This window comes from Pseudoalteromonas sp. OANN1 (assembly GCF_024124685.1).
In the GTDB taxonomy this organism is placed as follows: Bacteria; Pseudomonadota; Gammaproteobacteria; order Enterobacterales; family Alteromonadaceae; genus Pseudoalteromonas; species Pseudoalteromonas piscicida.
Map to the genome: position 1 here is coordinate 13,867 of NZ_JAMXSE010000026.1, position 23,799 is coordinate 37,665.

The 23,799-nt window shown below is 42.3% G+C and carries 23 protein-coding genes and 1 pseudogene; 12 read left to right on the forward strand and 12 right to left on the reverse strand.

Features of this window, described 5'->3' with window-relative positions:
- Window positions 1–7: 7 nt before the first annotated feature.
- Window positions 8–745: a transporter substrate-binding domain-containing protein gene (locus NH462_RS18690; RefSeq protein ID WP_253107161.1), complete on the forward strand. Its 738-nt coding sequence runs from the start codon at window positions 8–10 to the stop codon at window positions 743–745.
- Window positions 746–796: 51 nt separating this feature from the next.
- On the opposite strand, the gene NH462_RS18695 is transcribed toward NH462_RS18690, so the two are convergent.
- From NH462_RS18695 to NH462_RS18710, 4 genes are all read right to left on the reverse strand, one after another.
- A complete protein-coding gene (locus NH462_RS18695; RefSeq protein WP_253107162.1) occupies window positions 797–1,381 on the reverse strand; it encodes a hypothetical protein in 585 nt (194 codons plus the stop codon).
- A 237-nt stretch (window positions 1,382–1,618) separates the two neighbouring features.
- Window positions 1,619–2,524, reverse strand: coding sequence for a histone deacetylase (locus tag NH462_RS18700; RefSeq protein WP_253107163.1), 906 nt, complete (start codon window positions 2,522–2,524; stop codon window positions 1,619–1,621).
- Window positions 2,525–2,563: 39 nt separating this feature from the next.
- On the reverse strand, window positions 2,564–3,190 hold the full coding sequence (locus tag NH462_RS18705) for a response regulator transcription factor (RefSeq protein ID WP_010369923.1): 627 nt from the start codon (window positions 3,188–3,190) through the stop codon (window positions 2,564–2,566).
- Window positions 3,183–4,295, reverse strand: coding sequence for a histidine kinase (locus NH462_RS18710; RefSeq protein ID WP_010369919.1), 1,113 nt, complete (start codon window positions 4,293–4,295; stop codon window positions 3,183–3,185). The genes NH462_RS18705 and NH462_RS18710 overlap by 8 nt, the downstream gene beginning before the upstream one ends.
- A gap of 229 nt (window positions 4,296–4,524) precedes the next feature.
- Between NH462_RS18710 and NH462_RS18715 the strand changes: the two genes are divergently transcribed.
- The 3 genes from NH462_RS18715 to NH462_RS18720 all read left to right on the forward strand — a co-directional run bounded on the left by NH462_RS18715 (window position 4,525) and on the right by NH462_RS18720 (window position 8,212).
- The gene (locus NH462_RS18715; RefSeq protein ID WP_253107164.1) at window positions 4,525–7,290 is read left to right on the forward strand and encodes a methyl-accepting chemotaxis protein; all 2,766 of its coding nucleotides are present in this window, start codon (window positions 4,525–4,527) and stop codon (window positions 7,288–7,290) included.
- Between the two features lie 178 nt (window positions 7,291–7,468).
- Window positions 7,469–7,666: a hypothetical protein gene (locus NH462_RS23075; RefSeq protein ID WP_366034090.1), complete on the forward strand. Its 198-nt coding sequence runs from the start codon at window positions 7,469–7,471 to the stop codon at window positions 7,664–7,666.
- A 63-nt stretch (window positions 7,667–7,729) separates the two neighbouring features.
- Complete coding sequence (locus NH462_RS18720) at window positions 7,730–8,212, forward strand: hypothetical protein (protein WP_010369905.1); 483 nt, start codon at window positions 7,730–7,732, stop codon at window positions 8,210–8,212.
- A 71-nt stretch (window positions 8,213–8,283) separates the two neighbouring features.
- Here NH462_RS18720 and NH462_RS18725 read toward each other — a convergent pair whose 3' ends face one another.
- Together NH462_RS18725 and NH462_RS18730 are read right to left on the reverse strand one after the other, a co-directional pair.
- The gene (locus NH462_RS18725; RefSeq protein ID WP_253107166.1) at window positions 8,284–9,030 is read right to left on the reverse strand and encodes an alpha/beta hydrolase; all 747 of its coding nucleotides are present in this window, start codon (window positions 9,028–9,030) and stop codon (window positions 8,284–8,286) included.
- A gap of 63 nt (window positions 9,031–9,093) precedes the next feature.
- Window positions 9,094–11,682 (reverse strand): M1 family metallopeptidase, encoded by a 2,589-nt coding sequence (locus NH462_RS18730; RefSeq protein ID WP_253107168.1) that lies wholly within the window; start codon window positions 11,680–11,682, stop codon window positions 9,094–9,096.
- A gap of 497 nt (window positions 11,683–12,179) precedes the next feature.
- Here NH462_RS18730 and NH462_RS18735 point away from each other — a divergent pair, with 497 nt between their 5' ends.
- From NH462_RS18735 to NH462_RS18745, 3 genes are all read left to right on the forward strand, one after another.
- Window positions 12,180–13,082 (forward strand): LysR substrate-binding domain-containing protein, encoded by a 903-nt coding sequence (locus NH462_RS18735; protein ID WP_017217645.1) that lies wholly within the window; start codon window positions 12,180–12,182, stop codon window positions 13,080–13,082.
- A 168-nt stretch (window positions 13,083–13,250) separates the two neighbouring features.
- A complete protein-coding gene (locus NH462_RS18740) occupies window positions 13,251–14,957 on the forward strand; it encodes an alkaline phosphatase D family protein (RefSeq protein ID WP_253107170.1) in 1,707 nt (568 codons plus the stop codon).
- A gap of 152 nt (window positions 14,958–15,109) precedes the next feature.
- Window positions 15,110–15,346 (forward strand): hypothetical protein, encoded by a 237-nt coding sequence (locus NH462_RS18745; protein ID WP_253107178.1) that lies wholly within the window; start codon window positions 15,110–15,112, stop codon window positions 15,344–15,346.
- A gap of 2 nt (window positions 15,347–15,348) precedes the next feature.
- Here the strand turns inward: NH462_RS18745 and NH462_RS18750 are convergent, their stop codons facing one another.
- Window positions 15,349–15,789, reverse strand: a complete 441-nt coding sequence (locus NH462_RS18750) for an MgtC/SapB family protein (RefSeq protein ID WP_253107180.1) — start codon at window positions 15,787–15,789, stop codon at window positions 15,349–15,351.
- 102 nt (window positions 15,790–15,891) lie between these two features.
- On the opposite strand from NH462_RS18750, the gene NH462_RS18755 reads away from it, so the two are divergent.
- Entirely contained in the window at window positions 15,892–16,050 is a 159-nt protein-coding gene (locus tag NH462_RS18755) for a YqaE/Pmp3 family membrane protein (protein ID WP_010369885.1), read from the forward strand.
- A 45-nt stretch (window positions 16,051–16,095) separates the two neighbouring features.
- On the opposite strand, the gene NH462_RS18760 is transcribed toward NH462_RS18755, so the two are convergent.
- On the reverse strand, window positions 16,096–16,701 hold the full coding sequence (locus NH462_RS18760; RefSeq protein WP_253107182.1) for a LysE family translocator: 606 nt from the start codon (window positions 16,699–16,701) through the stop codon (window positions 16,096–16,098).
- Between the two features lie 218 nt (window positions 16,702–16,919).
- Here NH462_RS18760 and NH462_RS18765 point away from each other — a divergent pair, with 218 nt between their 5' ends.
- Both NH462_RS18765 and NH462_RS18770 read left to right on the forward strand, forming a co-directional pair.
- On the forward strand, window positions 16,920–18,272 hold the full coding sequence (locus NH462_RS18765) for a hypothetical protein (RefSeq protein WP_253107184.1): 1,353 nt from the start codon (window positions 16,920–16,922) through the stop codon (window positions 18,270–18,272).
- A 100-nt stretch (window positions 18,273–18,372) separates the two neighbouring features.
- Window positions 18,373–18,825 carry a GNAT family N-acetyltransferase gene (locus NH462_RS18770; RefSeq protein ID WP_253107187.1) on the forward strand — a complete coding sequence of 151 codons (453 nt, stop codon included), beginning with the start codon at window positions 18,373–18,375 and terminating at the stop codon, window positions 18,823–18,825.
- 12 nt (window positions 18,826–18,837) lie between these two features.
- Here NH462_RS18770 and corA read toward each other — a convergent pair whose 3' ends face one another.
- The 4 genes from corA to NH462_RS18790 all read right to left on the reverse strand — a co-directional run bounded on the left by corA (window position 18,838) and on the right by NH462_RS18790 (window position 21,855).
- Window positions 18,838–19,794 carry a magnesium/cobalt transporter CorA gene (corA, locus tag NH462_RS18775; RefSeq protein ID WP_253107189.1) on the reverse strand — a complete coding sequence of 319 codons (957 nt, stop codon included), beginning with the start codon at window positions 19,792–19,794 and terminating at the stop codon, window positions 18,838–18,840.
- Between the two features lie 85 nt (window positions 19,795–19,879).
- Entirely contained in the window at window positions 19,880–20,371 is a 492-nt protein-coding gene (locus NH462_RS18780) for a GNAT family N-acetyltransferase (RefSeq protein WP_253107191.1), read from the reverse strand.
- Complete coding sequence (locus NH462_RS18785; RefSeq protein ID WP_029215706.1) at window positions 20,368–20,991, reverse strand: TetR/AcrR family transcriptional regulator; 624 nt, start codon at window positions 20,989–20,991, stop codon at window positions 20,368–20,370. The genes NH462_RS18780 and NH462_RS18785 overlap by 4 nt, the downstream gene beginning before the upstream one ends.
- 3 nt (window positions 20,992–20,994) lie before the next feature.
- Window positions 20,995–21,855, reverse strand: a complete 861-nt coding sequence (locus NH462_RS18790; protein ID WP_253107193.1) for an alpha/beta fold hydrolase — start codon at window positions 21,853–21,855, stop codon at window positions 20,995–20,997.
- Between the two features lie 415 nt (window positions 21,856–22,270).
- Between NH462_RS18790 and NH462_RS18795 the strand changes: the two genes are divergently transcribed.
- A complete protein-coding gene (locus NH462_RS18795) occupies window positions 22,271–23,146 on the forward strand; it encodes a helix-turn-helix transcriptional regulator (RefSeq protein ID WP_253107195.1) in 876 nt (291 codons plus the stop codon).
- A gap of 272 nt (window positions 23,147–23,418) precedes the next feature.
- Window positions 23,419–23,664: pseudogene (locus tag NH462_RS18800) on the forward strand (helix-turn-helix transcriptional regulator); the annotation flags it as partial.
- Window positions 23,665–23,799: the final 135 nt, after the last annotated feature.

Consider the following 23,799-nt stretch of genomic DNA (forward strand, 5'->3'; position numbering starts at 1 on the left):
AGAAATATTGGCTTATGTAATAAAATTAGCGATTTATAGCCTGATTATACTCTCTTTAACGAGTTTGAGTGCCTTTGCAAAAGATCTACTCGTGGTAACCGAAGAGTGGAAGCCGTACAACTTCACCAATGACAAAGGTGAGGTTGTTGGGAGAGCAACAAAAAAGGTAAGGGAAGTGCTTGCTGCTGCTGAAATTGACTACGAGATAAAAGTTTACCCTTGGGTACGGGCAATGAAAATTGCCAAAGAGCGCCCAAATACAATGATTTACTCTATTTATCGTACCGCTGAGCGTGAAGCTGACTATGAATGGGCATGCCCTTTGATCCGCCCTGTGGGCGTGTATTTCTTCAAGCTTAAAACGCGCAAAGATATTCAAGTGGCTTCATTGGAAGATGCCAAGCAATACACTTCTGCAGTAGTAAAAGGCAATATCTATTATGATTTTTTGATTCAACACGGGTTTACTCAAGGAGATCATTTGATGGTCGCCGCCGACTCCAAAAGCTTTTACAAACTCTTTTTCAAAGGACGGATAGACCTTGTAATGTCAACGGAATACATCATGAGTGAAGAACTTAAAACCGCAGGGCTTAACGATGACGAAGTTACGCCGCTTTTAGAAGTGACGAAGGCAAGTCAGCAGCGTGGATGTATGGCATTTAGCAAGGATACAGATCCGATGCTCATAGACCGAATTAGGCGTGCACTGGTAAAGCATAATCAAGAATTTGTTGGACCATAATAGGCAATCCTTAGGGAAAGATTGCCCATAGTGACAGGGCACTAATCAATATTAGTAGCTAAGCTCAATTTGACCAACTGCCACGCTGCCTTTATCCCACGTTGTTCTGCACTTGAGGTCCAAAACAGCGCCACTTTCGTAGTTATTATTTAAAGTGGTGGTATGGCTAACAAATTGCTCTTCTGCTACGTTTGGATCAGATATATCAGTCCAATAGAAACCTTTACCTGTCTCTCTAAACTTGAACCATTTATCGATACCGCCGTCGCTCACTTTACGAATCTTTGAAACCAAACAAAAGGCATTAGTACCAGTTAGTCCTTTAGTTGTTCCATGAACGGTTAGCGTAAATTGGCCAATATTGGCATTTAGCGGCACGCTACAGTTGAAGTAACGCTCTGTTCTTAAGTAGGCAGGATTGAAAATAAAGTAGCCATTTTCCGTGGCGCCCGCTTGTTCGCTGTGTTTTTGTGTTAACGCCTCTAAGTTACCAACCGCATTCGCATGTTTAGTGAAAGCAGCAGCTTCCAGTTTACTGTCTAAAGCACAGTTATTTGCACCTGAGTACAACTCCACAGTAGCGTAAGCTGAGTTCGCAGCGAATAATGAAGCGATAATCGCAAGTTTGGTTTTCATACTAATTCCTTGTTTTAGTTAGCGAAGTGGGTACATTAGCAGGGTGAGCTATTCGTGTAAATTAAATGTTCTTTAAATATTGATGAATGTGTTTTTTTAGGAAAGTAAGAAGAAAAGCGCACCACACGGTGCGCCTAATCAGTGCCATGGTGAAGGGGAAATTAACTAAAGGTGTTACACCAATCAAACCCTTCATAATGATAAACGAATGAGCAAAATAAAAAGATCATCATTTTTTTAAAGTTTTGCAGCTTGTTGCACTACAATCGCGTGGCGCTTTGCTAATCTTTGGTGATCTTTATCGTATCCGCCACCAATTACGGTCGCGACAGGGACACCATGCTTTTGGCATAAGGTCAGCACCAGTGCATCTCGTTTCGCAATGCCAAGCCATGAGATATCCAATTTACCTAAGTTATCACCTTGCCAAACATCGACACCAGCGTCGTACAGCACAATATCTGGATTTAGATCAACCAATAATGACTCAAGCGTATGTGCGACTATTTCTAGGTAGTGTGTGTCACTGATCCCTACTTCTAAGCCAATATCTAAATCGCTAGCATGTTTACGAAACGGAAAGTTTTTCTCGCAGTGGATCGAGCAGGTATAAACATACGGGTTGTGCTTTAGCATAGCGGCAGTGCCGTCGCCTTGATGAACATCCAAGTCAAAAATGAGGGCATTGGTGATTTGATTATTTTCGAGCAGATGTGTGGCCGTAAAGGCGAGATCGTTTACCATGCAAAAACCAGAGCCAAAATCATAGTGTGCGTGGTGCGTGCCTCCGGCTAAATGGCATGCAATACCATGTTTAAGCGCAAGCTCTGCAGTTTTTAGCGTTCCAAGAGGCGCAGTAAAAGTACGTGCCATAAGCTGCTCCGACCAAGGCAAGCCGATACGGCGCATCATTTTAGCGTTGAGTTGATCACGCCATAAGTCCCAAATATATTGCTCGCAGTGCACGCTTTCAAGTGGCGATGGGTCGCCGGCTTCAGGGCTATAAACATTGTTGTGAATGAGCCCTAATGCGTCTACTTCATGGTAAAGACGCGCAAATTTACTCATCACGAAGCGGTGCTTTGGATCAAAATTGAATGAGTAATTAGCGTGATAAACTAGTGGTAAATTTGGGTTGTTCAAAAACGGCTCCGCAAATGGCGATATGGCAGTGTAGCAATATCAATCCCCGAAGCCGAGCGCTTTAGCTTTTAGTGTTGCTTGTGTTCTGTCTCGTACCTGTAGTTTTGCGAGCAAGCAAGAAACCGAGTTACGGATGGTACCTTCCGCTTTATATAAAGTATTGGCGATTTCCTTATTGGAATATCCTTTCGCGATTAGTTTTAAAATATCCTTTTCTCGTGTGGTGAGCTTATCTAAAGTGGGGTCAGGTTTTAGTAAGGTCTCAGCAAGCTCATCTTGGATGATGAGTTCACCTTGATGGACTTGTCGAACGGCATCAATTAACTCTTCTAAGTCCACGTCCTTAAGAAGACAGCCTTTAGCACCAAGCTCAAGGGCTAATTTTAGCTTTGCAGTGTCGTTGAAGGTAGTGAGGATTATGACTTTAAAGTTGATTGCCAAAGGCAAAAGCTCGGTGAGTACATCGACACCATCTAGCTCAGGCATTCGCATATCTAAAAGCACAATGTCAGCTGTAATTTGGTTTAATTGAACCTGTTGGATGAACTCACTGCCGCTGCCACAACTTCCAGAACAAACAATGTCACCACTTAGCGAAAGCAGTGCTTGCATACCCTGGCGCACAAGCGCCTGATCATCGACTAGGTAAACTGATATTTTAGCCATTTGTCGTCCCAAAATGGATAGTTAATGTTACGCCTTGATGAGTTGACACATCAAGACTGCCGCCGAGTTCTTGGATCCGTTCCTGCATACCAGCCAGACCATTTCCAAATCGAATACTATTTAAGGTAATGCCGTTGTCGCTTATTTGTACTTTTAGTCCTTGTTGACAATACACTCGTACTTGCATTTTATCCGCCTTGGCGTGCTTCAAGGTATTGGTGATGGCTTCTTGGCAGCATTTTAGGATGCAATTGGCATAACTTAGTTTCTCGAGTAACGGGTGATGTTCATAGTCGAGTTCAATGTTAAGACGAGGGATAGATTCAGTGAGCCTCAGCAATGCATCATGGAGATCGATATGCTCGTTGCTACGCTTGTCGCTGACTAAATCGCGAATACATTTTAGGGTGTCTTTAGCTTGCAAATAACAGCTATCTAATAGCTCGGTTAATGGTGCAGCCGCAGTTCGTCTTGCGACATCTAAATTTACAATTAGACTGGTTATTTGATGTCCAACGTCGTCATGTAACTCTCGTGCTAATTGAAGCCGCTCTTGTTTAGCAATACTTTGGCTTAACAGAGATTGCGTTGCAGATAGCTGGCTGTGGGCGAGTTGTAGCGCTTCTTTGGCTTCTTGTTCTTTTTGCATTCTTTTACAGACCACGTACGCAAATAACTGAAAACAAGCAAATAACACAGCGTTGAGATATTCAAAACCATGTCCCCAAAAAAAGTATTGCGACGCAACATATAAGCAGGAGGTAATTAGGATATACCCAAGCGCAAAACTTAAAGGAACATAAAAAGCAAGGATCCCAACGAGTTTTACGTTGTAAATGAGATGAATTGCGGCGGGGGAAGTAAGGTTAATTGACTGGATCAAAAGCGCCAATACAAACAGCATTGAATATCTAACCTTGTAGCCATAGTACTTTTCGGATTCATTGATACATAAAAGCACGAGGACTAAAACACCGATATGCTGTACCCAAGGCAGCCATTGTGCTTTTTGCTGAGCATAAATCAAACTTGGTATTGCAACGGCTAACCAAGTGAAAATGGTTGTTACCAACCAAGCCGTCGGATAGCGAAAAAACGCCGACATCTACTTACTCCGCTAAAAACCTGCTCCGCAGGTATTATTCCTTTATTCTCTTGCGAACCTATCCTAGCAGATATTTGTGACTCTGTGATGATGACGAATGTCATAAGTTTTACATTGTAAATCAAAGTGCAATAACGGTTTTTCACCCTTGATACTGCATTGATTTGTAGCACCACTATTCCTGTTCTATCTTTATGTAACAATCTTTTCATAATTAGGGATACTCAGAATGAAAAGTGTTAAGGCAAAACTTATTTCTGCGGTAACTGCGGGTTTAGTGGTAATGCTCATCGGTGCGATGATTACTGTTTGGGTGATGAAACGCGTCGCGGAGCAGTATGACAGCATGATAGACAATGAATTGGCTGCTCGCGAGCAAATAAACATAGTGCTCGATGATTTCAAAACCCAAGTACAAGAGTGGAAAAATGTACTCATTAGAGGAAGCGATCCTGCCCAGCTAAATAAATATTGGTCAAGATTTGAAACCAAAGAAGCTGAGGTACAAAAGCAACTCAGTTCAATTGTTTCAGCCTATACGTTACCAACTACCCTAGAAAATAAGTTGCGCGAATATCAAAAAGAACACCTCACCTTAGGACAAAAATATCGTGAAGCGGTGGAACTATTCAAAAGTTCAGGCTTTGATATTAGCCTTGCTGATGCTTCAGTAAGTGGAATAGACCGCCAAGCAAGTGTTTACTTACTTGAAATTAATAAGCAAATTAACGCGTTAGTAGACACGAGAACGAGTGAAATTGTCGCGACAAAAAACCAACTTATCTTTTTTAGTACCCTAGGACTCTTTATTGTTGCGCTTGTGACTTTAGGATTACTGACTTGGTATATGCAGCATTTAATCACTCGTCCAATCCGCCGTGCATCTGATGTGGCAAAGGCAATTGCGAGTGGTCGATTAGACAATGAAGTCGTTGTACACAGTGACGATGAAATAGGTAACTTACTGACAAATTTACGACAAATGCAAACTAGCTTACTTGATGCGACTCAAAAGTTAGAGCTACAAGCAAAAGAAAACTTACGGATCCGTTATGCGCTAAATAACGTGGCCGCGCCCGTGCTTTTATGTGATGACAGTAATCAAGTGATCTACGTAAATGCACAATGTGATTCTTTATTTGATCGTTACCGCACTGCGTTAAACGTGCCGATTGAAGTCGTTAACCATCCAATTCCCAAAGCTTTACTTCACAGTTCTAAAGCACTGAATCAGGCTGCGGGTCAATTAGTACGACAGTTAGAATGGGAGTGGTGCGTAGGTGACATAATCATTGCGGCAACCGCCAACCCGGTTTCCGATCAAAATGGTAGGGTGTTAGGTACGGTATTTGAATTTAAGGACTTAAGCCAGACAAGACGTGCGGAGCAACAGGTTGAACAGCTCATCAAGTCAGCTTCCGATGGCAAACTAAGCGAACGTCTAAACCTTGAGGGATACGTTGGCTCCATGAAATTAATAGCCAGCGGACTTAACAAACTACTTGATGCTGTTGAGCAACCCATTAGCCAAACAAAACAATATCTTACTTCGCTTTCAAAAGGAGAAATTCCCGAGCGGATTAGCGGTGAGTTTAAGGGTGAATTTGCACAAATACATATGGCCTTACAGCGCGCCACCTCATCACTATCGTTGCTTATTGAAGATACTTACAGCTTAGTTGCTGCAGCAGGAGAAGGGGAGCTCTCTACTCGCGCAGATGAAGCCAAGCATCAGGGGGAATTTCGAAAAATCATTCGTGGTGTCAATGAAACACTTGATGCGGTCTCTAAACCCGTAGCTCTTACTAGCGGGTATCTAGAAAGTATCGCAAAAGGAGAGTTACCCGCCTTAACGAATGATGGTTATAAAGGAGAGTTTGATAGCATCTATCAAAGCCTCTTTGCTTGTGTTGGTGCGATAAAATTGATGCTAACCGATGCTGAAAAGCTTGCTGAAGCGGCCAGTGAGGGAGACTTGCATCATAGAGCAGACGCCAGCAAACATCATGGCGCATACGCCAGCATAATCACAGCCATGAATGAAACGCTGGACTCAATTGAAGCTCCACTTAAGGAGTGCATGAATGTGATGGATGGGCTGTCTCAGGGAAATTTAACTCGCCAAGTTGAAAAAAGTTATGCGGGTGATTTTGCGCTGCTGAAACAATCGGTGAATACCAGTGTTGGCAACTTAGCTAATATGATGCAAAAGCTACTCGCCATGGCCGAATCCATCACGGTTTCGGTACAGCAGATCACCACAGGCATCGAAGAGTTAAGTGAACGGTCCTCTTCTCAAGCCGCATCTATCGAAGAAACACGGGTATCAGTTGGTGAAATCACCGAAACCGTGCACTCAAACGCCAGTAATGCGCAATCGGCTAATCAATTGGCAATTGAAGTGAACCAGCAAGCACAGCAAGGTGGAAAGGTAGTTGAGTCAACGATTGAGGCAATGACCGAAATTAGTAAGAGTGCTAAAGAAATACTTACCGTCATTGAGGTTATTGATTCTATCGCGTTTCAAACTAACTTATTAGCGCTAAACGCCTCTGTTGAAGCTGCAAGAGCCGGAGAAAAAGGAAAAGGTTTTGCGGTCGTTGCCTCAGAAGTGAGAAATTTAGCGCTGCGCAGTGCAAGCGCCTCAAAAGACATTTCTGAGTTGTTGGGAAGCAGTAACATCAAAGTGAAGCAAGGGTCTAAGCTGGCCTCAGAATCCGGCGAGACGCTAAAAACCATCGTGGAAAGTGTGTATGGACTTGCATCGCAAGTGCAAACTATCGCAGAGGCCTGCAATACGCAATCGAGTGGTATTGAGCAAATTAATCTAGCCATTAAGCAAATTGATGGTATCACGCAGCAAAACAATACTTTGGTAGAGATGACGAATGCATCGGGGCTGTCATTGTTGAGTAAAGCCAATGAATTGCGAGAGATGGTTGAGCAGTTTGATATCGGCAAGACTAAAGCGGAGTTGATGAAAGTGGTGAGCTAAAGATCAGCAAAATCTAGGGCCTGTTGATCTTTCAAGTTTGTTTTTGCAGCAGTTTGATTGGTATTTATACAAGGCAGAGCCTGCGTAGCATAGTCATTCTATGTAAGTCTGGCGATAAAGACTTTGTGCTCCTGCAAAGTCACCTTACCCCACATCCTTGTGGGGCAACACAGAAGAAATGCCAATCAAGCGCTGCCCTTTGGGTTCATCTGAGTGCGCTTTGTTCATTGTTGCTCAACTTTTGCCTAGATTACTAGGCGGCAAGTCGAGCGTCGCGACCAAAACACACTCAGAAGAACAAAAATCAAACAGCAAAGGTCAACAGGCCCTAGCACATACGGTTGCTAACTTTATTGTTTTTAGGAACATCACGTGACATGATTGGATAATCTTGGTGGCTTTTTAGCCGCTAACAATGTTTAGGGATAAGGCATAAACCATGGTTACACCGATCATCATTATTCTGTTACTTTGCAGCCCGTTATTACTCGGTATTATCTATTCAAAGGTAAGAGGCGTACAGGTAGAGACAACAACGCTTGCTTGTTGGGGTCTCGGTATCGCATTTATGTTCTTTTTTATTGGCCATATCGTAAAAGCACAGGGAATGGTAGAAATGTTACCTAGTTGGGTGCCGTATAGGCTTCCTTTGGTGTACTTCACTGGTGTCATCGAACTCGTAGTAGCGATTCTGTTATTTATACCTAAATATCAATTGCCTACAGCAAAAGCGGCTATTGCCATTTTTATCCTGTTTTTTCCTGCAAATGTGTATGCCGCGCTCAACAGCGTTGGCCTGGGAGGACATCAGTGGGGGCCAGTTTACTTGCTAATTAGAGCACCACTGCAAATCATATTGATTGCTTGGGCATATTTTATGTGTGTAAAACCGCTATCAATGCCAGTGGCTGAAATTAAATAAAGCTCGGCTTAAATAGAACATATAAACAAAAAGAGGAGTGAAATTTCCTCATTTCTCTCTGTGTTTTGCGACTATTGGTCTTTTACTTTTTCATTCCCTAGGCAAGGTTTTCCAGCTAAATGATCAGCCAAAATTTGTGCTATTTTGTCTGTTAGCCAGCTCGGACCTTCGTCAGTCATGTCGTTGTGTTTTGCATTCGCTATCGTGACAACACAATCCTGATATTTTTGCTTTTCTGCACGACTTGGCAACACTCCTTTGTCTGCCGGAAAGTCACTTGCTCGTATCGACAATACCTTTACATCAAGGCTTCTCGGTAATGGCACTCTGCGATGGTCTAGCGTAATGATATGGTTTACAAATATAGCGCCGTGATTGATTAACCATGCTGAAATGTCACCGCCATTAGAATGGCCAATTAAAAGGGCATGCTCAAAATCAAAGGTGGTGAACTTTGGCTTAAAGTAATCGTGAATAAACACTAGCGTATCAGCGCCCCGTTGCCAGTTTTCTGCGCGTGTTTCATATAAGTTCCCTTCGACGGAAAGAGGAGGATCAGTTGCAAGCTCATGGCCTACAGTAATAACCAAATATCCTGCTTGGTTTAGCGCCTTGGTCAAAAATTGATATTCGGTATGAGACACACCATAGCCGGCGCTTAGCAGTGCAACGGGACAAAGCGCTGTAGTTGAGCAGTTATCGGTATTGGATGGTTGATGAATTTCTACAGGAATTGCTCTATCACGAGCGGGATCAATCACGGTTTCAGCGGCTAAGGTGAATGGCAGACATAGCAATAATAAAAATGAACGTAACATATTTATCCTAAAAAATAGTGGCGCCCAGCAAAAGCCAAAAGCGCCACAACTGGTTGGAGTCTTTTACAGATTATTCAAAAATTGGTTAACTGAAGCCAGCTCTCTTTGCTTTTGCATAATGCAGGTATTTGTTGCCAATTCCAGTTGCTTAAGTGATTTACTTAAGCCTTCTATCTCGTTTTGCATTGGCCCAAAAAACTGCTGCGCTTGTTTTAGCGCATCTGCGTCACAGTACGAAAATAGGTAAAAAGGTAGCTGTGGCTTGGCAAAAGGAGGGAAGCGTTCCTTTAAGCGCTCAAAGTGCTGATAAAACCACTTTTGATAAAGCGCTTTTCGCTCATCGCCTTTACCATTCCCGCTTAATATGTAATTAAAGTCGGAGGCAGTTACATGCTCGCTTAGGGCATAATCTAGTACTTGTTGTTGCAATTCTTGAGGACCAAAATAACCCATGGCAAGCAATAGATTAGTACGTTGAGTTGGGTTATTAGTAGTTTCAAAAACCTTTTTGTACGACTTCAACAGCTCAGCATCACCGTAGTAAGCGGCTATTTGCAGGAAACTTCTCGCCAAGTAGGGGTCAACTTTATCAGGTGACGTTAAATATAAACTCGCTTGTTTTTTGGCATGCGTAATAATGGTTTGATGCTTGGTCTCGAAAGCCAGTGCTCTAACCAATGCTGCACGTATTTCCGATGTGGCAGCTGGTTCATTTGCATTTGCCTCAAGTCCATATCGAGAAAACGCAGGCTCAACATAAGTCGTAAAAAGCTTTTTCCAAAGTAGCTTATTTGAATCGTCTTCATACTGTTTATGTTGTGATAGTAATTGAGTAAGAGCGGCCTTTGCTACCTTGGGATGAGTATCGTTAATAAACTCACTGAGCGTTAACATCAACGCGTTGGCGTTTATTTTTCCAGACTCCATCAGCGCGTCAACATTGCTTAGTAAGTCTAATCTCTCCCGCTCGTTTAGCTTGTTTGGGGCATGTGATATTAGGCTTGCGAGTTGAGACTCAGAAAGATCCCAGCGGTAATAACCTGTCGCATTGTCGTTTGGTAAGATCCACTCTGGCTCAAAGTCTAATTTAATCTGTTGTTTCTTGGAGTCTAGAAGTATTGTCTTAGTGGCCGTTTTGTCACCTTTACCATAGCGCAGTGTGATGGGGATATGCCAAGTTTGTGCTGCCGCTTCTTGCCCTTTTATTACAAAACGTTGTTGGGATAAGGTGGCATTCTGACCATCTAACTTAATCGTCAAAAGTGGAAACGAAGCTTGTGATACAAATGAGTTTAGCACTGTCGCAACATCTTTATTAGACACTTTACCCAGCTCATCCCAAAGATCTTTGGCTTCTGCATTTTTATAAGCAAATTTACGGATATAATTGCGCATGCCTTGCTTGAATACTGCTTCCCCAAGCCACTGCTCAACCATGTAAAGTACCGCGCTACCTTTGCTGTACGCAAGTCCCAAGCCGTCTGTTACATCAGACTCTGTAATAACCGGTTTGCGGATCGGTGAGGTAGTTGCTTGAGCGTCATAGGGCATGGCCCTGTGTTGAGATAAGGATAAATTTGTCTCTAGCTCAGGAAACAGCTGTAATGTGATCTTTGCAGCCATCCAAGTGGCAAATGCTTCGTTTAACCACAGGTCATTCCACCATTTCATCGTAACTAGATTACCATACCATTGGTGTGCAAGTTCATGAGCAATAACGTTTACATGCGAAGTTTGGGCTTGTCTTGTCGACGTTGCTGGATCGATAAGTAATATGTCTTCTCGGTAAGTCACAAGGCCTGCATTCTCCATTGCACCAAACGGAAATTCAGGGACTGCGACTTGGTCTAGTTTTTTATAGACATAGGGTAAGTCAAAATAGTCTTCAAGTGCTTTGAGTATCTTTGGTGTGTTTTCGATGGAATAAGCGGCGAGATTTGATTTCTTTTGTGGGGTAATAATATTACCCGGAACCGACATCCCTTTAACATCAAGCACTTCGAATGGACCAACGGACAAGGCAACTAAATAAGAAGGAAGGGGCGGCGTCTTGTCGAAATAGTGGGTGGTCATGCCATTTGACTTTTTGATCTCTAAAACAGGCGTGTTAGCGAATACTTTTTGATCGTCAGGGGCGGTAATAGTGAGTTGGAATGGAATTTTATACTCAGGTTCATCGAACGTTGGTATTGCTCTTCTTGCATCACTCATCTGAAACTGAGTAAATAAGTAAGGCACGCCATTGTCTATGGTTTTATAGAGACCGACGCTGTTGCGATTGTAAGGGGCGGTATAGTCAATAGTAAGCGTGTAGCGACCCGGTTGCAGTGTTTTTTCGCAACTCAATCTCACTTTACCGGTTTCGAGCATTTTATCTCTGAGCTCACACGACGCTTTTCCGACTAACTCAGCAGTGTTGATCGCATAGTCTAAACCGTTGAGCTCAATAAACTGAGTGGCTTTGAGCACCTCAAGTTTTATAGTCGTGTGTCCTGAAAAACGCTCCTTAGATGGATCTAAGTTAAATGTGACTGCTTGTTCTATCGGTTTAGCTACGGTGGCTAAACGATGAAGTTCAGCATTAGATTGGGCATCAACAGAAGCGCTAGTAGCTAGTAAAATAGCACTGCATATCAGAGATTTAGATAGCATAAAAATCCTTTGTCCATATTTGTTATTGTTGGTTTATATTGCTAATCAATGTGCTGTATGTTGTCACTAGGTGTGAACAAAACATAATGAGCGCAATGTTCCATTTACTTTAACAAAACTTGTTGCAAAAAGAGTGTGGATAAAGGTTTACTATCCGATCAATATTTAAAATGTTAATTAATATCAATGATTTGTAGCGGTGGGCTAGTCGACTTTTTGTGTAACAAAAATTGTAACAGGCTCCACTGTACTTGATTATGTTCCCACATATTGAAACTACTTATGTTTCACTGTGTGTTCTAACTTCAGATAGGCTCCGATTATATTTAACCAGTGTAATAACCGTGACTTTGGCTTTGGTTTGCAATAATTCATTGTTGCTCCTGTCGTCGTAGTGAGTAACCTGAGTTCAGGTTAAGTAATTTATGACTGTATCTTGGATCAAAATATGGCAGGATACCAACGATAGTTAATTACAATTAATATAAGTTGAGCTTATGGATAAGAGGTTAAGGCATTTAAGTGCACTACGCTGTTTTGAGAGTGCAGCTCGGCTCCAAAGTTACACCCAAGCTGCACTCGAATTGAACATTACGCAAGCGGCAGTAAGTCAACAAATGCGGCAACTGGAAAATGCACTTGCAGTTAAGCTTTTTGTAAGAAAAGGCCGCAATATGCACTTAACTGAAGCCGGCGAAGTGTTGTTAATGTCTACTCAAAGTGCGTTTAAGCGCATTATTGGGGGATTAAATCAAATTCAAACGCAAGAATTGGCTGGTAGCTTGACCATAACGTCAACCCAGTCTTTTTGCTCTTTATGGCTAATGCCTAACCTAAGCTCGTTTTACGAAGCTCATGACGACATCCAAATTCGTGTGCTTGGCTCTAATCGCTTTGAAGATATTCGTTTAAATCATATTGATATCGCGATCCGGTTTTCTACTAAGAAAGAGTTAGCGTGTCCCGCCGGACTTGAGCAGTTATATCTGGGGGAAGATAGCAACTATCCTGTTTGTTCACCAAGCTACAAAGAAGCGCTGCAAATTAAGTCTCCCAGTGATTTAGCAAGATGCAACCTTATTCACCACGACGATGACAAAGTAAGCTGGGAGCAGTGGTTTGAGTCTCAGGGGATATGCGGCTCAAGTATTTGTGCCAAAGGCCCACACACTCGAGTCTCTTCTAATGACATGGCACTGAGTGCAGCGCTTAAAGGCCAAGGTGTTGCAATCGTCTCCAAAGAGCTATTTTTAGACTTTCAACAAGCTGGACTTATTGTGCAGCTTTTTGATATCCCTCACCCTGTGGTATGGCAACGCTATGTGTTATTCGATCCCTATTCACCAAAAAGAGCTCGGATCCAAGTATTTATTGATTGGCTTATTAACCACTTGCCATAAGACCTAGTTATGACTCATTAATTGAGCCACTTTCGTATTATTTCATGAATGCGGAAGCAAATGTGAACTTGAAATAAATATTAAACTAAAATTTAACATTGCCGAATTAGACTCCGTTCCCGCAAGGAAAACTAGCAAGGATGCCAACATTCAAATACCGAGGAAACGATGAAAACTTATACTCTCACGCCAGCCGTGTTGATGCTCATGAGCAGCGTCGCCAATGCAGAACCTGAAGTTCACTACGAGTCTTGTAAATCTACTTTTAACTATCTAGCCGCACAGTATCAAGGGACGACGGATAAAAATAATTCAGGTTCGCAGTGGTGCTATTTAAAACAAAGCATTGAAGGCGCAACATGGGGTCATGTCAGAACAGAAACCATTCCAGAATTCAAAACGGTAACTGGAAAAGCGTGTAAAACGCCATCGGAGTATCAAGGCGAAAAATATTATGGCTGTACAACCCGAAATCACACCGCACCTTGGTGCTATGTTGAAGAAGGCGGCTGGGAAGAATGCCAGCCAGAAGCGCCGCCAGCGCTTTTAGCTCACACTCAACCCCTACAAAGTAAGCGATTAGATAGAGTTGCACTTGGCTCATGTTTCAAAACCAAAGGAGATATGCCCGAAGCGCTTGCTAAACTAATTGGTCAACAACCGGACCTATTTCTTTGGTTAGGGGACAATATCTACGCAGATACCACCGATATGGCAGTGATGCGCCAGAAGTACGATGATAAAAAGAACAATAGTGAATATCGCAAGTTTTTAGAGGCTAAGATCCCAGTGATGGCGACTTGGGATGACCACGATTTTGGTTGGAACAATGAAGGCAAACATTATCCACAGAGAGTAAACGCACAGAAAGAATACTTACGCCACTTTGATGTTGATAAGGCTGACCCAAGACTAAACGGTCAAGCTGGTATTTACGAAGCCAAAATGCTGGGTGGCTCGGGCGAAACCACACATGTGATCACATTGGATGCCCGTTACTTCCGCTCTCCAACCTTTTCAAGTTACGGTGCGTGTGAAGGTGAAAGTAGCACCATATTGGGAGAGGCGCAGTGGCAATGGCTTGAGCAAGAGTTACAAAAACCATCAGAAATCAAGCTCATTGCAAGCGGCATTCAAGTACTGCCTCCGCTGCATCAAGGCAGAAGTAAAACTAACTACTGTGCTTATGGAGACGGCAAAACATTTAATGCTGCCATCGCGTCATTAGAAGAAACAAATATGTCTGGCACTAGTTATGAGTCTTGGGCTGAAATGCCAGCGCAAAGAGAGCGTTTGCTTAGGTTGGTACAGAAATCAGTGAACGAAGGTAAGACTAAGGCCGTTGTGTTTTTGTCTGGCGATCAGCATTGGGGAGAGCTTTTGCAAAAGACTATTCCCGCAAGCAGCACATATGGTCAAGCAGTTAACGTCTACGAAGTGACCGCATCAGGGTTTGGTCAAAACTGGCCTTATCATATCGAAAACCCATTAAGGTTACCGATTTACGCAGATGACAAAGGGGATGGCAATTTTGCCAAAGCATGTCAGTTACCGTTCAAATATGCAGGTGTAACCTACCAAGGTTGTATCACGCGAGACAACGATAAGCCTTGGTGTTATACCCAAGTGGATGATAACCAAAAAGGCATCGAAGGTGAGTGGGGCAACTGTGCGCCAGCAGGTGCCAGTATTCCAACCGGACGAGTTGGTGCAATAAGCAAAGACATCGCAAAGTTAACAACATCTAACCGCCATTTGATTAATAAATCGGGAAGTAACTACGGCTTGATAGATATAGATTGGCAAAATCGTGAACTGAAAATGTCTATTGAAACGGCAAACGAGGAAGCGGTTTCAACTATTATCAAGTTTTGATGTTTCGTTATTAGCTGAGCTTAGTGCTCAGCTAATAAGATAGTAACTCTTTGTAAACTATCGAAATAAAATGTATATTGCGTGCAATCTAGGAAGAAAGCAGGTAAACTGCACTTCGGATAGTACCTCAGGCAAATTAAAAGGACATTAATTTGAAATTTGTTATTTCACTTTTACCCGCACTTTTTTTGACTAAATTAGTTTTTTATCTTACTGGTTTTGAATATTTTTTATTCGAAGATCCCTTTGACTTCGGTAAATTGCTTATCGATATCAGCGTTTTTGGATTCTTTTATTTTATCGCTATTTTAGCTTACGAGTACTTCTTTGGTGAAAAGTTAGAGCTCAAGCGCCAAGTCTCAAGCAAAAGAACGAAAGGTTCAACGTAAGTCTATTGAGAGCTCGAAGGTTTTTTATAAGGCTCTAGTAGGCGAAACACCAAAAACCCAACCGCGCTTAATACAATTGCGATTTCATATCGTTGGTATGCGCTTGAGATCCCTATTGCCCCGGTTAACCAAATACCTGCTGCGGTTGCTGTACCATGTGTGGAATTATCATTTTTCACAATAGAGCCGCCACCAATAAAGCCAATTCCAGTAATGACACCGTACATTACTCTTGCTTGTGCTTCATGTGATTCAAAGACGTCCATACTTGTTAAAATAAAAGCACAACAGGAAATAGCGACTAATGGGAACGTTCTAAGCCCCGCGCTATCGGAACTACTTTCTCTATTAATAGCCAAAGGTAATGTAAGTAAAAACGCAAAAACAATTTGGTAAAAGTGATACCAAATGAGTGCTAAATCAAGATTAACCCAATCTGGCATTTTTTATCTCCTATACTGTTATTGGGTTAATGCAAAAGGCATTCCTTTGAATTGGCATAACCCATGCAGAATGAAAGCGTCTATAACTTTTAGGAGAGAACAATGGATTTATTGAGGATCATCATTGCAATTCTGCTTCCACCACTTGGTGTATTCTTACAAGTCGGTCTTGGCGGGGCTTTTTGGTTAAATATTTTGCTTACATTGTTGGGTTATATACCAGGAATTGTGCATGCAGTGTGGGTGATTGCCCGTCGGTAAAAAGCGGACAACAAGTAACAATAACACGGTAATCTTTGCAGGGGATTATCCTGCAAAGATCTCTAACACGATTGGCATTACTGAAAGCACAAGTAATGTAGCCATCACAAAATTAAACCATCTAAGGCTTTGCTCATTTTTTAATACATGTTTCAGCGACGAACCAAACACCAACCAGATCCCAACACAAGGAAATGACACCAACAGAAAGACAATGGTGATCATCAAATTTTGACTCATAAAGTCTGCGCCAGCGGAGGTATAAGTTGAAATAGCACCTATTGCTACAATCCATGCTTTTGCGTTTACCCACTGAAATAGCGCGCCTTTTAAAAACGAAAAAGGTTGAGGGTTTGAGTCTGCATCAGTTGTGGGTGAAGATATCGCGACAAGGTAAGCAAGATATAGAAGATAAATGACGCCAATGCACTTTAAAATAAAGTGCAAACTAGGAAATAGCTCAAATAGCCGCGCAAAACCTAAGCCGACCAGCAAAAGCATAATCGAAAAGCCCACACAAATACCGCTTAACAGCGGAATGCTCCTCTTTAAGCCAAAATTAACACCAGACGTCATTACCATAATATTGTTTGGCCCTGGCGTTACGGAAGACGCAATAGCAAATAAAGTGATAGCAACCAAATAGTCCATTAAGTAGTCCTTTTTAAATAGTCTGGGTGTTACATCAAGGCATTTGTTATCTTGAGAGTGTCTTTTGTCTGGTAATGCCAATTGGATTTCATACTTCACTATTGGGTTTGTGTGTAAAATAGTCAATAGGTGATTAGTCGAGGTGTTGTTTTTAGTTTTGTTATAAGATAACATATTTAAAGTTATGGTATAACATAAATAAAAATAGGATCTCTCTCATGGTATTAAAAGGTAAACTTTTGGCAGTTGCCATTTCTGCAATTCTTCTTTCTGCATGTGGTGGTACTGAACACACAATCGTAAAAGTAGACCCGCCAGCCCAAGATAATGGCAACGATGACGATGGTCATGATGATCACGATCATGGAGATACTATAGCAGACGCAAATGGTCGTCTGTTAGTTACTAGCGCTGAAAGTAACGTTGTGAATGTGTACTCAACGGCGGATAAATCACTTATCGACTCGATTGGCGTTACCCACTATCCAAAATATGTATATAGCTCTGAAAATCACCGCTTTGCTGTCTTGGTACAACGTGACCAAGGTTTAGTGGAATTTATTGATGGTGGCTTATATGAAGAAGAACACGGCGACCATCACCATACTCATGAAGAGGCGCCAGCTCTTGCTTCGTTCCATTTAGAGTCAGTGAAGCCAACACACGTTACGGTGGGTGAGTCTGGTATTGCTGTGTTCTCTGATGGTGACAAAGACAGCCAACAAAATGCCAGTGCTGCAATGTTTAGTGAAGCGCATATTAGCGGCGAGCAAAGCGAAGTTGCTGCATTACATTACGACACTTACATGCACGGTGCGGCGCAAGCTAGAGGCGAATTTCTAATTAGCACGATCAGAGACCCTCAAACTGAAACTTCTCTACCCTCGCAAATTGGTTTGTATCATGCGCATGGTGACCATTTTCATCAAGAGCAGGTATTTAACGTAAGCTGTCCTGCACTTCACGGCAGCGCACAAAATGAAGAAGCAGTGGCATTTGGTTGCGGTGACGGTGTTGCGCTTATCACTCAGCAAGGCGAAAGCTTTAGTGCAGTAAAACTAGCCAATCCAGATTACTTTGCTGACGGACAGCGAATTGGCACCCTTAAAGGCCACCATGATGCAGAGCAGTTTATCGCATCAGCAGGTAATGATGTGCTGATGGTTGACCCAGAGCATGGCCATATTGAGAAGCTTGAATGGCAAGTAAGTGATAACTATCGCATTGCTAGCTTTGGATTTAGCTTTGCGGGTGAACATGTTGTGGTGATGGATACCGCAGGTAAACTCAGCATTTTTGCCGGTCATGATCATGATGGTGAGCACCATTTTGAAGCAGCAGGTGAAGTACAAGTTAGCGATGCCGATTTAACTACGATGCCAGAAGGTCACGGTTTCCAAATTACATTCTCTCATTCAGAGCAAGCGGTATATGTGAGCGATCCAATTGCAAAACAAATCAAAAAGTTTGATTTAGAAGAAGCCAAACTAGTAGACACGTTTGAACTAGATTACGTACCAGAAAAACTAGTATGGCTTGGTATTGCAGCAGAGGAGTCTCACGACCATTAATACTTAGCTAACTCATGTAGTCCCTGACAATTTTTAACACTGTAGATAGTGGCTTTGCCACCTTAGTTAAGCTAAGGTGGCTTTTTTTAAGGAAAAAAATATGAAAATTAGACCAGCCACCATCAACGACTTAACCACTCTTCTAGACCTAGAACAGCAAGTGATCGAAGCGGAGCGTCCGTTTAACCCAACAATCAAATCGCAAGACGCCAAATACTATGATCTCGAAAAATTACTCACTTGTTCGAATACGTTAGTGGTGGTTGGTGAAGTGCCAGAGCAAATAGTGGCGACAGGGTATGTGCAGATAAGAGCATCTAAACAGCAGCTACAGCACACGCAGCATGGTTATCTTGGGTTTATGTATGTAACACCTGAGCATCGTGGTAGAGGTTTGAATCAAGCGATCATGGAGCACTTAATCGCTTGGTGTAAAACCCAAAACGTCAACGACTTTTACCTTGATGTATACAGTAGTAATGCCGCTGCAATCCGTGCTTATGAAAAAGCGGGATTTACACCTTGCCTGCTGGAAATGAAGCTACACCTCTAGATTGACCAAAGATCACAGCCAACCTTTGTGTTTAAAGAATAAATAAGGCGCAAAACCAGACAGCAGCATAATAGCAATGGCAAAAGGGTAGCCCCAGGCCCAGTTTAGCTCTGGCATATTATTAAAATTCATCCCATACACACTGGCAACCACTGTGGGTGGCAAAAATACGACAGAGGCAATGGAGAAGGTTTTAATAATTTGGTTTTGTTCGATATTGATAAAACCCTGCGTAGAATCCATCAAAAAATTCACTTTATCGAAGAGAAAGGCGCAGTGCGACATTAAGGTTTCGATATCTCGTGTAACCTCCCGTAGCGTTTCTCGCTCCTCAGATTGCACCCCCACATGACGCATTAAAAACGAGATATTGCGCTGCGTATCCATCAAACATAAGCGCACTTTACCGTTGGCATCTTCTAGCCTTGAAATACGACTAACAGCTTCTTCTAGATCTGAGTCTTCTTCCTCAAGCACATAGGCACTGAGCTTTTCAAGCTGGTGGTGCATATCCTCAAGCATGTCCGCATGGTTTTCGACTTTTTGGTCGAACAAAGTCACTAACAGCTGTTTTGGGTTATCGCACGCCACTTGCCCTTTACGCGCACGCAGTCGCAGCAACCTAAAATCCGCAAGCTCGTCATCACGAATGGTTAATAAGCAGTTCTTTTGTAATAAGCAGGCCACGGTCACCGTATTAAAACGCCCGTCATTGGGAGACATAAATAAAGCGTGTACATGCAGACCTTCGCTGTCGATAAAACAGCGCGAAGAGGCTTCGATTTCCTCTACGTCATCCGCACCAGGAAGGGTAATATTTAGCGTGTTTGCCAGAGTAACTCGCTCCTCCTCAGTGGGATTAATAGTATCTATCCAATGGGCGTTTTTGATTGCTATTTCAATCGGGGTGTCGGTGCTTGGTTCCATTTCGGAAATTACACCGTGTTCAATCGAAAAAAACCTTAGCATCTCATTACTCTACACGACGACTCTTTGGCAAAGTATAAGAGTGAATGTAATAATCAACAATGACAATCCAAGGATTATCCGCAGATTATTCAGCTTGATAGGTGTAGATATTACGCGCCGCAACCGAGTTATTCATGATTGTTGTGTAATTAGCAATCAATTTAAAACCATGGCGCTGAAATAAATGATTTACCGCTAAGGCATCTACTCGACAACGAGTGTGGATAGGTTGGCGAGTAGCGGCTAAGGTGTCTTGTAGTAATTGCTTGCCAACTCCTTTGCCGCGAATATTCGCATCAACCATAAAGTTCGAAATATATAGGCCTGACGTAAGATCAAAGCGCGCCTTATCTTTAAAATGCGCGATTGGCACTAGCGACAAACTGCCTATAAGTTGCTTTGTTGAGTCATCAAAAATAACACGTACTTCGCCTTCTTCGATTTCCTTTTCCATAACCACGCGAATGGCTGCTTGGTCTATTTCTTCATTACGTGGTGGCGCTGAAAAGGTCGCGATGTATAGCTCAGTAAGCTGCTCAACAATATCAGGGTTTGGGGTAGAGATTATTTCAATCATGCAGATACGCTCCGTGTTTTTGGATCAGCTTGGTAACTTTCAAGTAAGTGCTCAATATTACGTTTAAACAACTCGCTGGCATGTTCTGTTAGTACCGTATTTTTCGCTATCGCATGGCCTAGATACAAGTTGTATAGCTCGTACGCCGCGCACTGCGCATCAAGCTCAGGATGGAAAATACCGCTTTCTATCCCTTGCACGATTTTATGCTTAATATAGCTAAATAATCGGTTATGTTGCTCGGTAACTTTGGTATGAATAGGGCTGTCTGTATGGCAATTAAACTCAACCAACGCTTTGATAAACGGGCAAGTTGAATGTGGCTCATTAAATAGTTCACGAGTCCAGTCGGCCCAAATAGAAAAGAGCATTTTGAGTTGTACAAGGGGATCTTGGTGTCGTGCCGGTGCGACGACATGCAGCATAAATTGATCTTCACAGTAATCGAGGATCGCCAACTGCATATCTTCTTTACTGTCAAAATGCGAGATAAGCCCGCTGCGAGACAAGCCACAAAGCTTGGCCATAGAACCAATAGTGACCTCTATTAAGCCATATTGGCTACTAAAGCGCATACCTTGCTCTAAAATGGTTTGTCTCGTTCTCTCGCCTTTATTCATCACTTATGCAGTTATTCTTTGAGTAATACGTTGAATAACGCCAGTATCGCCTAAAATGCGGCGATGTCCAAGGCCTGAGGTTTGGATTAAACGCTCAGGAGCGGCTGCGATAAGCGACTCTACGTGTTCAAATGGCGCAAATCGGTCCTCGGTATCGTGAATAAATGTCGGCTCAAACTTACGTACACCGTCGTGGAATTTATCTCGGATCAAATGCCAATGCGTGCCATATCTTGTGGTGATAGCGCCCAATACTTGGTGTAGCATTTTTTCAGAAATGCCCGCTCGCGCGACGCGCTCAAACATCAGCTCAAAAAACTGCACGGGAGTTGCAACATTAATAACCACGCGATTTTCTAGGCGATAATCTGGTAAGTTCATCAGCGCCACAGCGCCCATAGAATGCCCCACCAAAGCCACGATATCATGGCGATCGGCTTCTAGCTTCTCAATCAGGGTATCCAGTGCTTCAACAAAAGCCAGCAAATGGGCTTGCTTACCATGAGATTGTCCATGACCAACATGATCAATCGCCACAACGCAAAATCCCGCTGCAACGAGTTCTGGGATCAAAGTATCAAAGCAACTGCTGTTATCGGCCCAACCATGACTTAATACGACGGTCTTCGGGCCAAGGCCAAACACGTTTACATGAACGCGACCAAGCGAGGTAAGAATATTGAACTCACCATTGGGTTTTTTATTTTTAAACTGATACTGACGCTTACCATGCGGACTCATCAGTAGTACCTGGCCTAACCTCGCAGTAATAGGTGGCGCAAGCGTGCACATAAGCCCTGTGACACCCCGACTTATCTTGGTAATAAGTGAGCCGTCTTTGTCGTTAAAGTAGCTGAATTTCATCCTGACCTCTAAAAAGAACACTTGTACTTTTATTAAAATAGAACAACTGTACTTTTTTGTAAAGCATAACAATCACCTTTTAATATTGCAGCTGGTTTACCCTGCGACACACCTCCGCGTAGGAGCTGGTTTACCCAGCGATCTTTTTAATACGCCGGCTGCGGATTACTCACAGCTTATCAGGTTATATAAATACTCACGGCTATGAGGGCATATCCTCAATAAGGTTTGTCTTTAAAGAACGGTTAAGCGTGAAAAACGATAAAAATATTTCAAATTACGTAAAGTTGGTGAAGTATTGAGTGTTTTATTGTTTTTTCATTGCAATTTATCGAGAGAAGCTTGTCTTTATATTTAACTAAATGTAATGTTTGGGTTAATTTCAAGGGAGCTAACGTAAAACAATGGTGGACAGATGCAAACGCCAGAGGAATATGAGGTAAGCCAGCGGATAGGTAGGTTAATACTTGGGTTAAAGCGTACCAGAGGTATGACCCGAGAAGATGTCTGTAAACGTTTAGGTATAGGCTCGCGCACGTTAGACAATTACTTAAACGGAGTGAGCTCATTTAAACTTGGGACATTGTTAAAGTTTGCGGATCTTTGCAAGGTAAAGCTGGCTGATATTTTGGATGATACCGAGGCGCTGAAGCGCTTGTATCCTGAGAATTTTAAAGACAAAGGCAATATCTTTTTACTATTTATGAGTTCTATTGTCAGCGTTTTAGTATTTGAAGTTATCTTCATTGCACTACTGATCTTGTTATTTTTTTATGCGCGTAATGACAAGAATAGCCAAAGCATTGTTGCAATTTTTATATTTGCTTTTTCGTTGGAAATCGCCGTTGTTTACTGGCTTACATTTGTATTGATCCCAGCTATTGAAAGCTATTACATTGAAAATATCTATGCTTTTGCAACTCAACTTTTACTGAGTTTACTGCTGGCGCTAATGATCAAATACAGAATGTTTTTAGGTGCGTGGTTTACCAAAGGGAATTCAGCCAGTATTTTTGAGAACAACCAAGTAGATGCGCCGCTTTATGCACTCGCATGTACGTTAGCTTTGATTGATTTTGCCGCATTGATGGAAAACTTTATCCGTAACCTAGAGCATTTAGGTATAGATGAAGAAGTTGCCAAACCATTTTGGGAGCTGACCTTTATGTTTGATTACTTTGCTTATATTAAGGCCGTGCCTTATCTGCTCTGTATGTTTGTTTTATACGCAGGAATAACAGCGCGTCGTAAGCAGGTTTTAAATAAAGCAAATGCTGCGCCTACACAATAAGGTGAAGATTTTCCCATAAAAATAGAGAAGTTTGTGTGTTTTTTAATTATTGATTTTAATGGTCTGCAAAACAACAAATAAGCAGGTTTAGCGAGGGTTGCTTAAATCAATTGATACCAAAAATTCAAATGTAATGATAAGTTTGTTTCTGTTTTGGGTTGTTTTACGAGTATGCACCTAAAAATAGTACTGTCATCTACTTGTCTTTATATTTAACTGGATGTAAACTTTTGGTTAACTTGGTTGGGGTGATTGAGAGATATGGTGGGGCGATGCAGACGCCAGAAGAATACGAGGTAAGCCAACGTATCGGCCGACTGATACGGGGGCTAAAGCGCAAAAAAGGGATGACCCGAGAAGAGGTTAGCCGGCGTTTAGGTGTGGGTGACAGGACCCTTGATAACTATTTAAATGGCTCTAGCTCCTTTAAGCTTGGGACATTGCTTCGGTTTGCTGAAATCTGTAAAGTAAAGTTATCAGATATTTTAGAAGATACAGATAAGCTCTCTGGCCTGTATGGAGAAAAAAGTGAGGAAAAGAACAATGAAGGCTGCACAGAAAAAACTAATAAAAATAGCCCTTAGTCACTCATTGTGTAAGCAAGTTGCTGGTGGCGTAGGCATGACCACTGGAGGGGGGCCAGGAGAACGACG

Coding starts and splice junctions, on each gene's coding strand:
- NH462_RS18695 (WP_253107162.1), bottom strand. CDS start 1,381: ATGAAAACCAAACTTGCGATTATCGCTTCATTATTCGCTGCGAACTCA.
- NH462_RS18705 (WP_010369923.1), bottom strand. CDS start 3,190: ATGGCTAAAATATCAGTTTACCTAGTCGATGATCAGGCGCTTGTGCGC.
- NH462_RS18710 (WP_010369919.1), bottom strand. CDS start 4,295: ATGTCGGCGTTTTTTCGCTATCCGACGGCTTGGTTGGTAACAACCATT.
- NH462_RS18715 (WP_253107164.1), top strand. CDS start 4,525: ATGAAAAGTGTTAAGGCAAAACTTATTTCTGCGGTAACTGCGGGTTTA.
- NH462_RS23075 (WP_366034090.1), top strand. CDS start 7,469: ATGCCAATCAAGCGCTGCCCTTTGGGTTCATCTGAGTGCGCTTTGTTC.
- NH462_RS18720 (WP_010369905.1), top strand. CDS start 7,730: ATGGTTACACCGATCATCATTATTCTGTTACTTTGCAGCCCGTTATTA.
- NH462_RS18725 (WP_253107166.1), bottom strand. CDS start 9,030: ATGTTACGTTCATTTTTATTATTGCTATGTCTGCCATTCACCTTAGCC.
- NH462_RS18730 (WP_253107168.1), bottom strand. CDS start 11,682: ATGCTATCTAAATCTCTGATATGCAGTGCTATTTTACTAGCTACTAGC.
- NH462_RS18735 (WP_017217645.1), top strand. CDS start 12,180: ATGGATAAGAGGTTAAGGCATTTAAGTGCACTACGCTGTTTTGAGAGT.
- NH462_RS18740 (WP_253107170.1), top strand. CDS start 13,251: ATGAAAACTTATACTCTCACGCCAGCCGTGTTGATGCTCATGAGCAGC.
- NH462_RS18750 (WP_253107180.1), bottom strand. CDS start 15,789: ATGCCAGATTGGGTTAATCTTGATTTAGCACTCATTTGGTATCACTTT.
- NH462_RS18755 (WP_010369885.1), top strand. CDS start 15,892: ATGGATTTATTGAGGATCATCATTGCAATTCTGCTTCCACCACTTGGT.
- NH462_RS18760 (WP_253107182.1), bottom strand. CDS start 16,701: ATGGACTATTTGGTTGCTATCACTTTATTTGCTATTGCGTCTTCCGTA.
- NH462_RS18765 (WP_253107184.1), top strand. CDS start 16,920: ATGGTATTAAAAGGTAAACTTTTGGCAGTTGCCATTTCTGCAATTCTT.
- NH462_RS18770 (WP_253107187.1), top strand. CDS start 18,373: ATGAAAATTAGACCAGCCACCATCAACGACTTAACCACTCTTCTAGAC.
- corA (WP_253107189.1), bottom strand. CDS start 19,794: ATGCTAAGGTTTTTTTCGATTGAACACGGTGTAATTTCCGAAATGGAA.
- NH462_RS18780 (WP_253107191.1), bottom strand. CDS start 20,371: ATGATTGAAATAATCTCTACCCCAAACCCTGATATTGTTGAGCAGCTT.
- NH462_RS18785 (WP_029215706.1), bottom strand. CDS start 20,991: ATGAATAAAGGCGAGAGAACGAGACAAACCATTTTAGAGCAAGGTATG.
- NH462_RS18790 (WP_253107193.1), bottom strand. CDS start 21,855: ATGAAATTCAGCTACTTTAACGACAAAGACGGCTCACTTATTACCAAG.
- NH462_RS18795 (WP_253107195.1), top strand. CDS start 22,271: ATGCAAACGCCAGAGGAATATGAGGTAAGCCAGCGGATAGGTAGGTTA.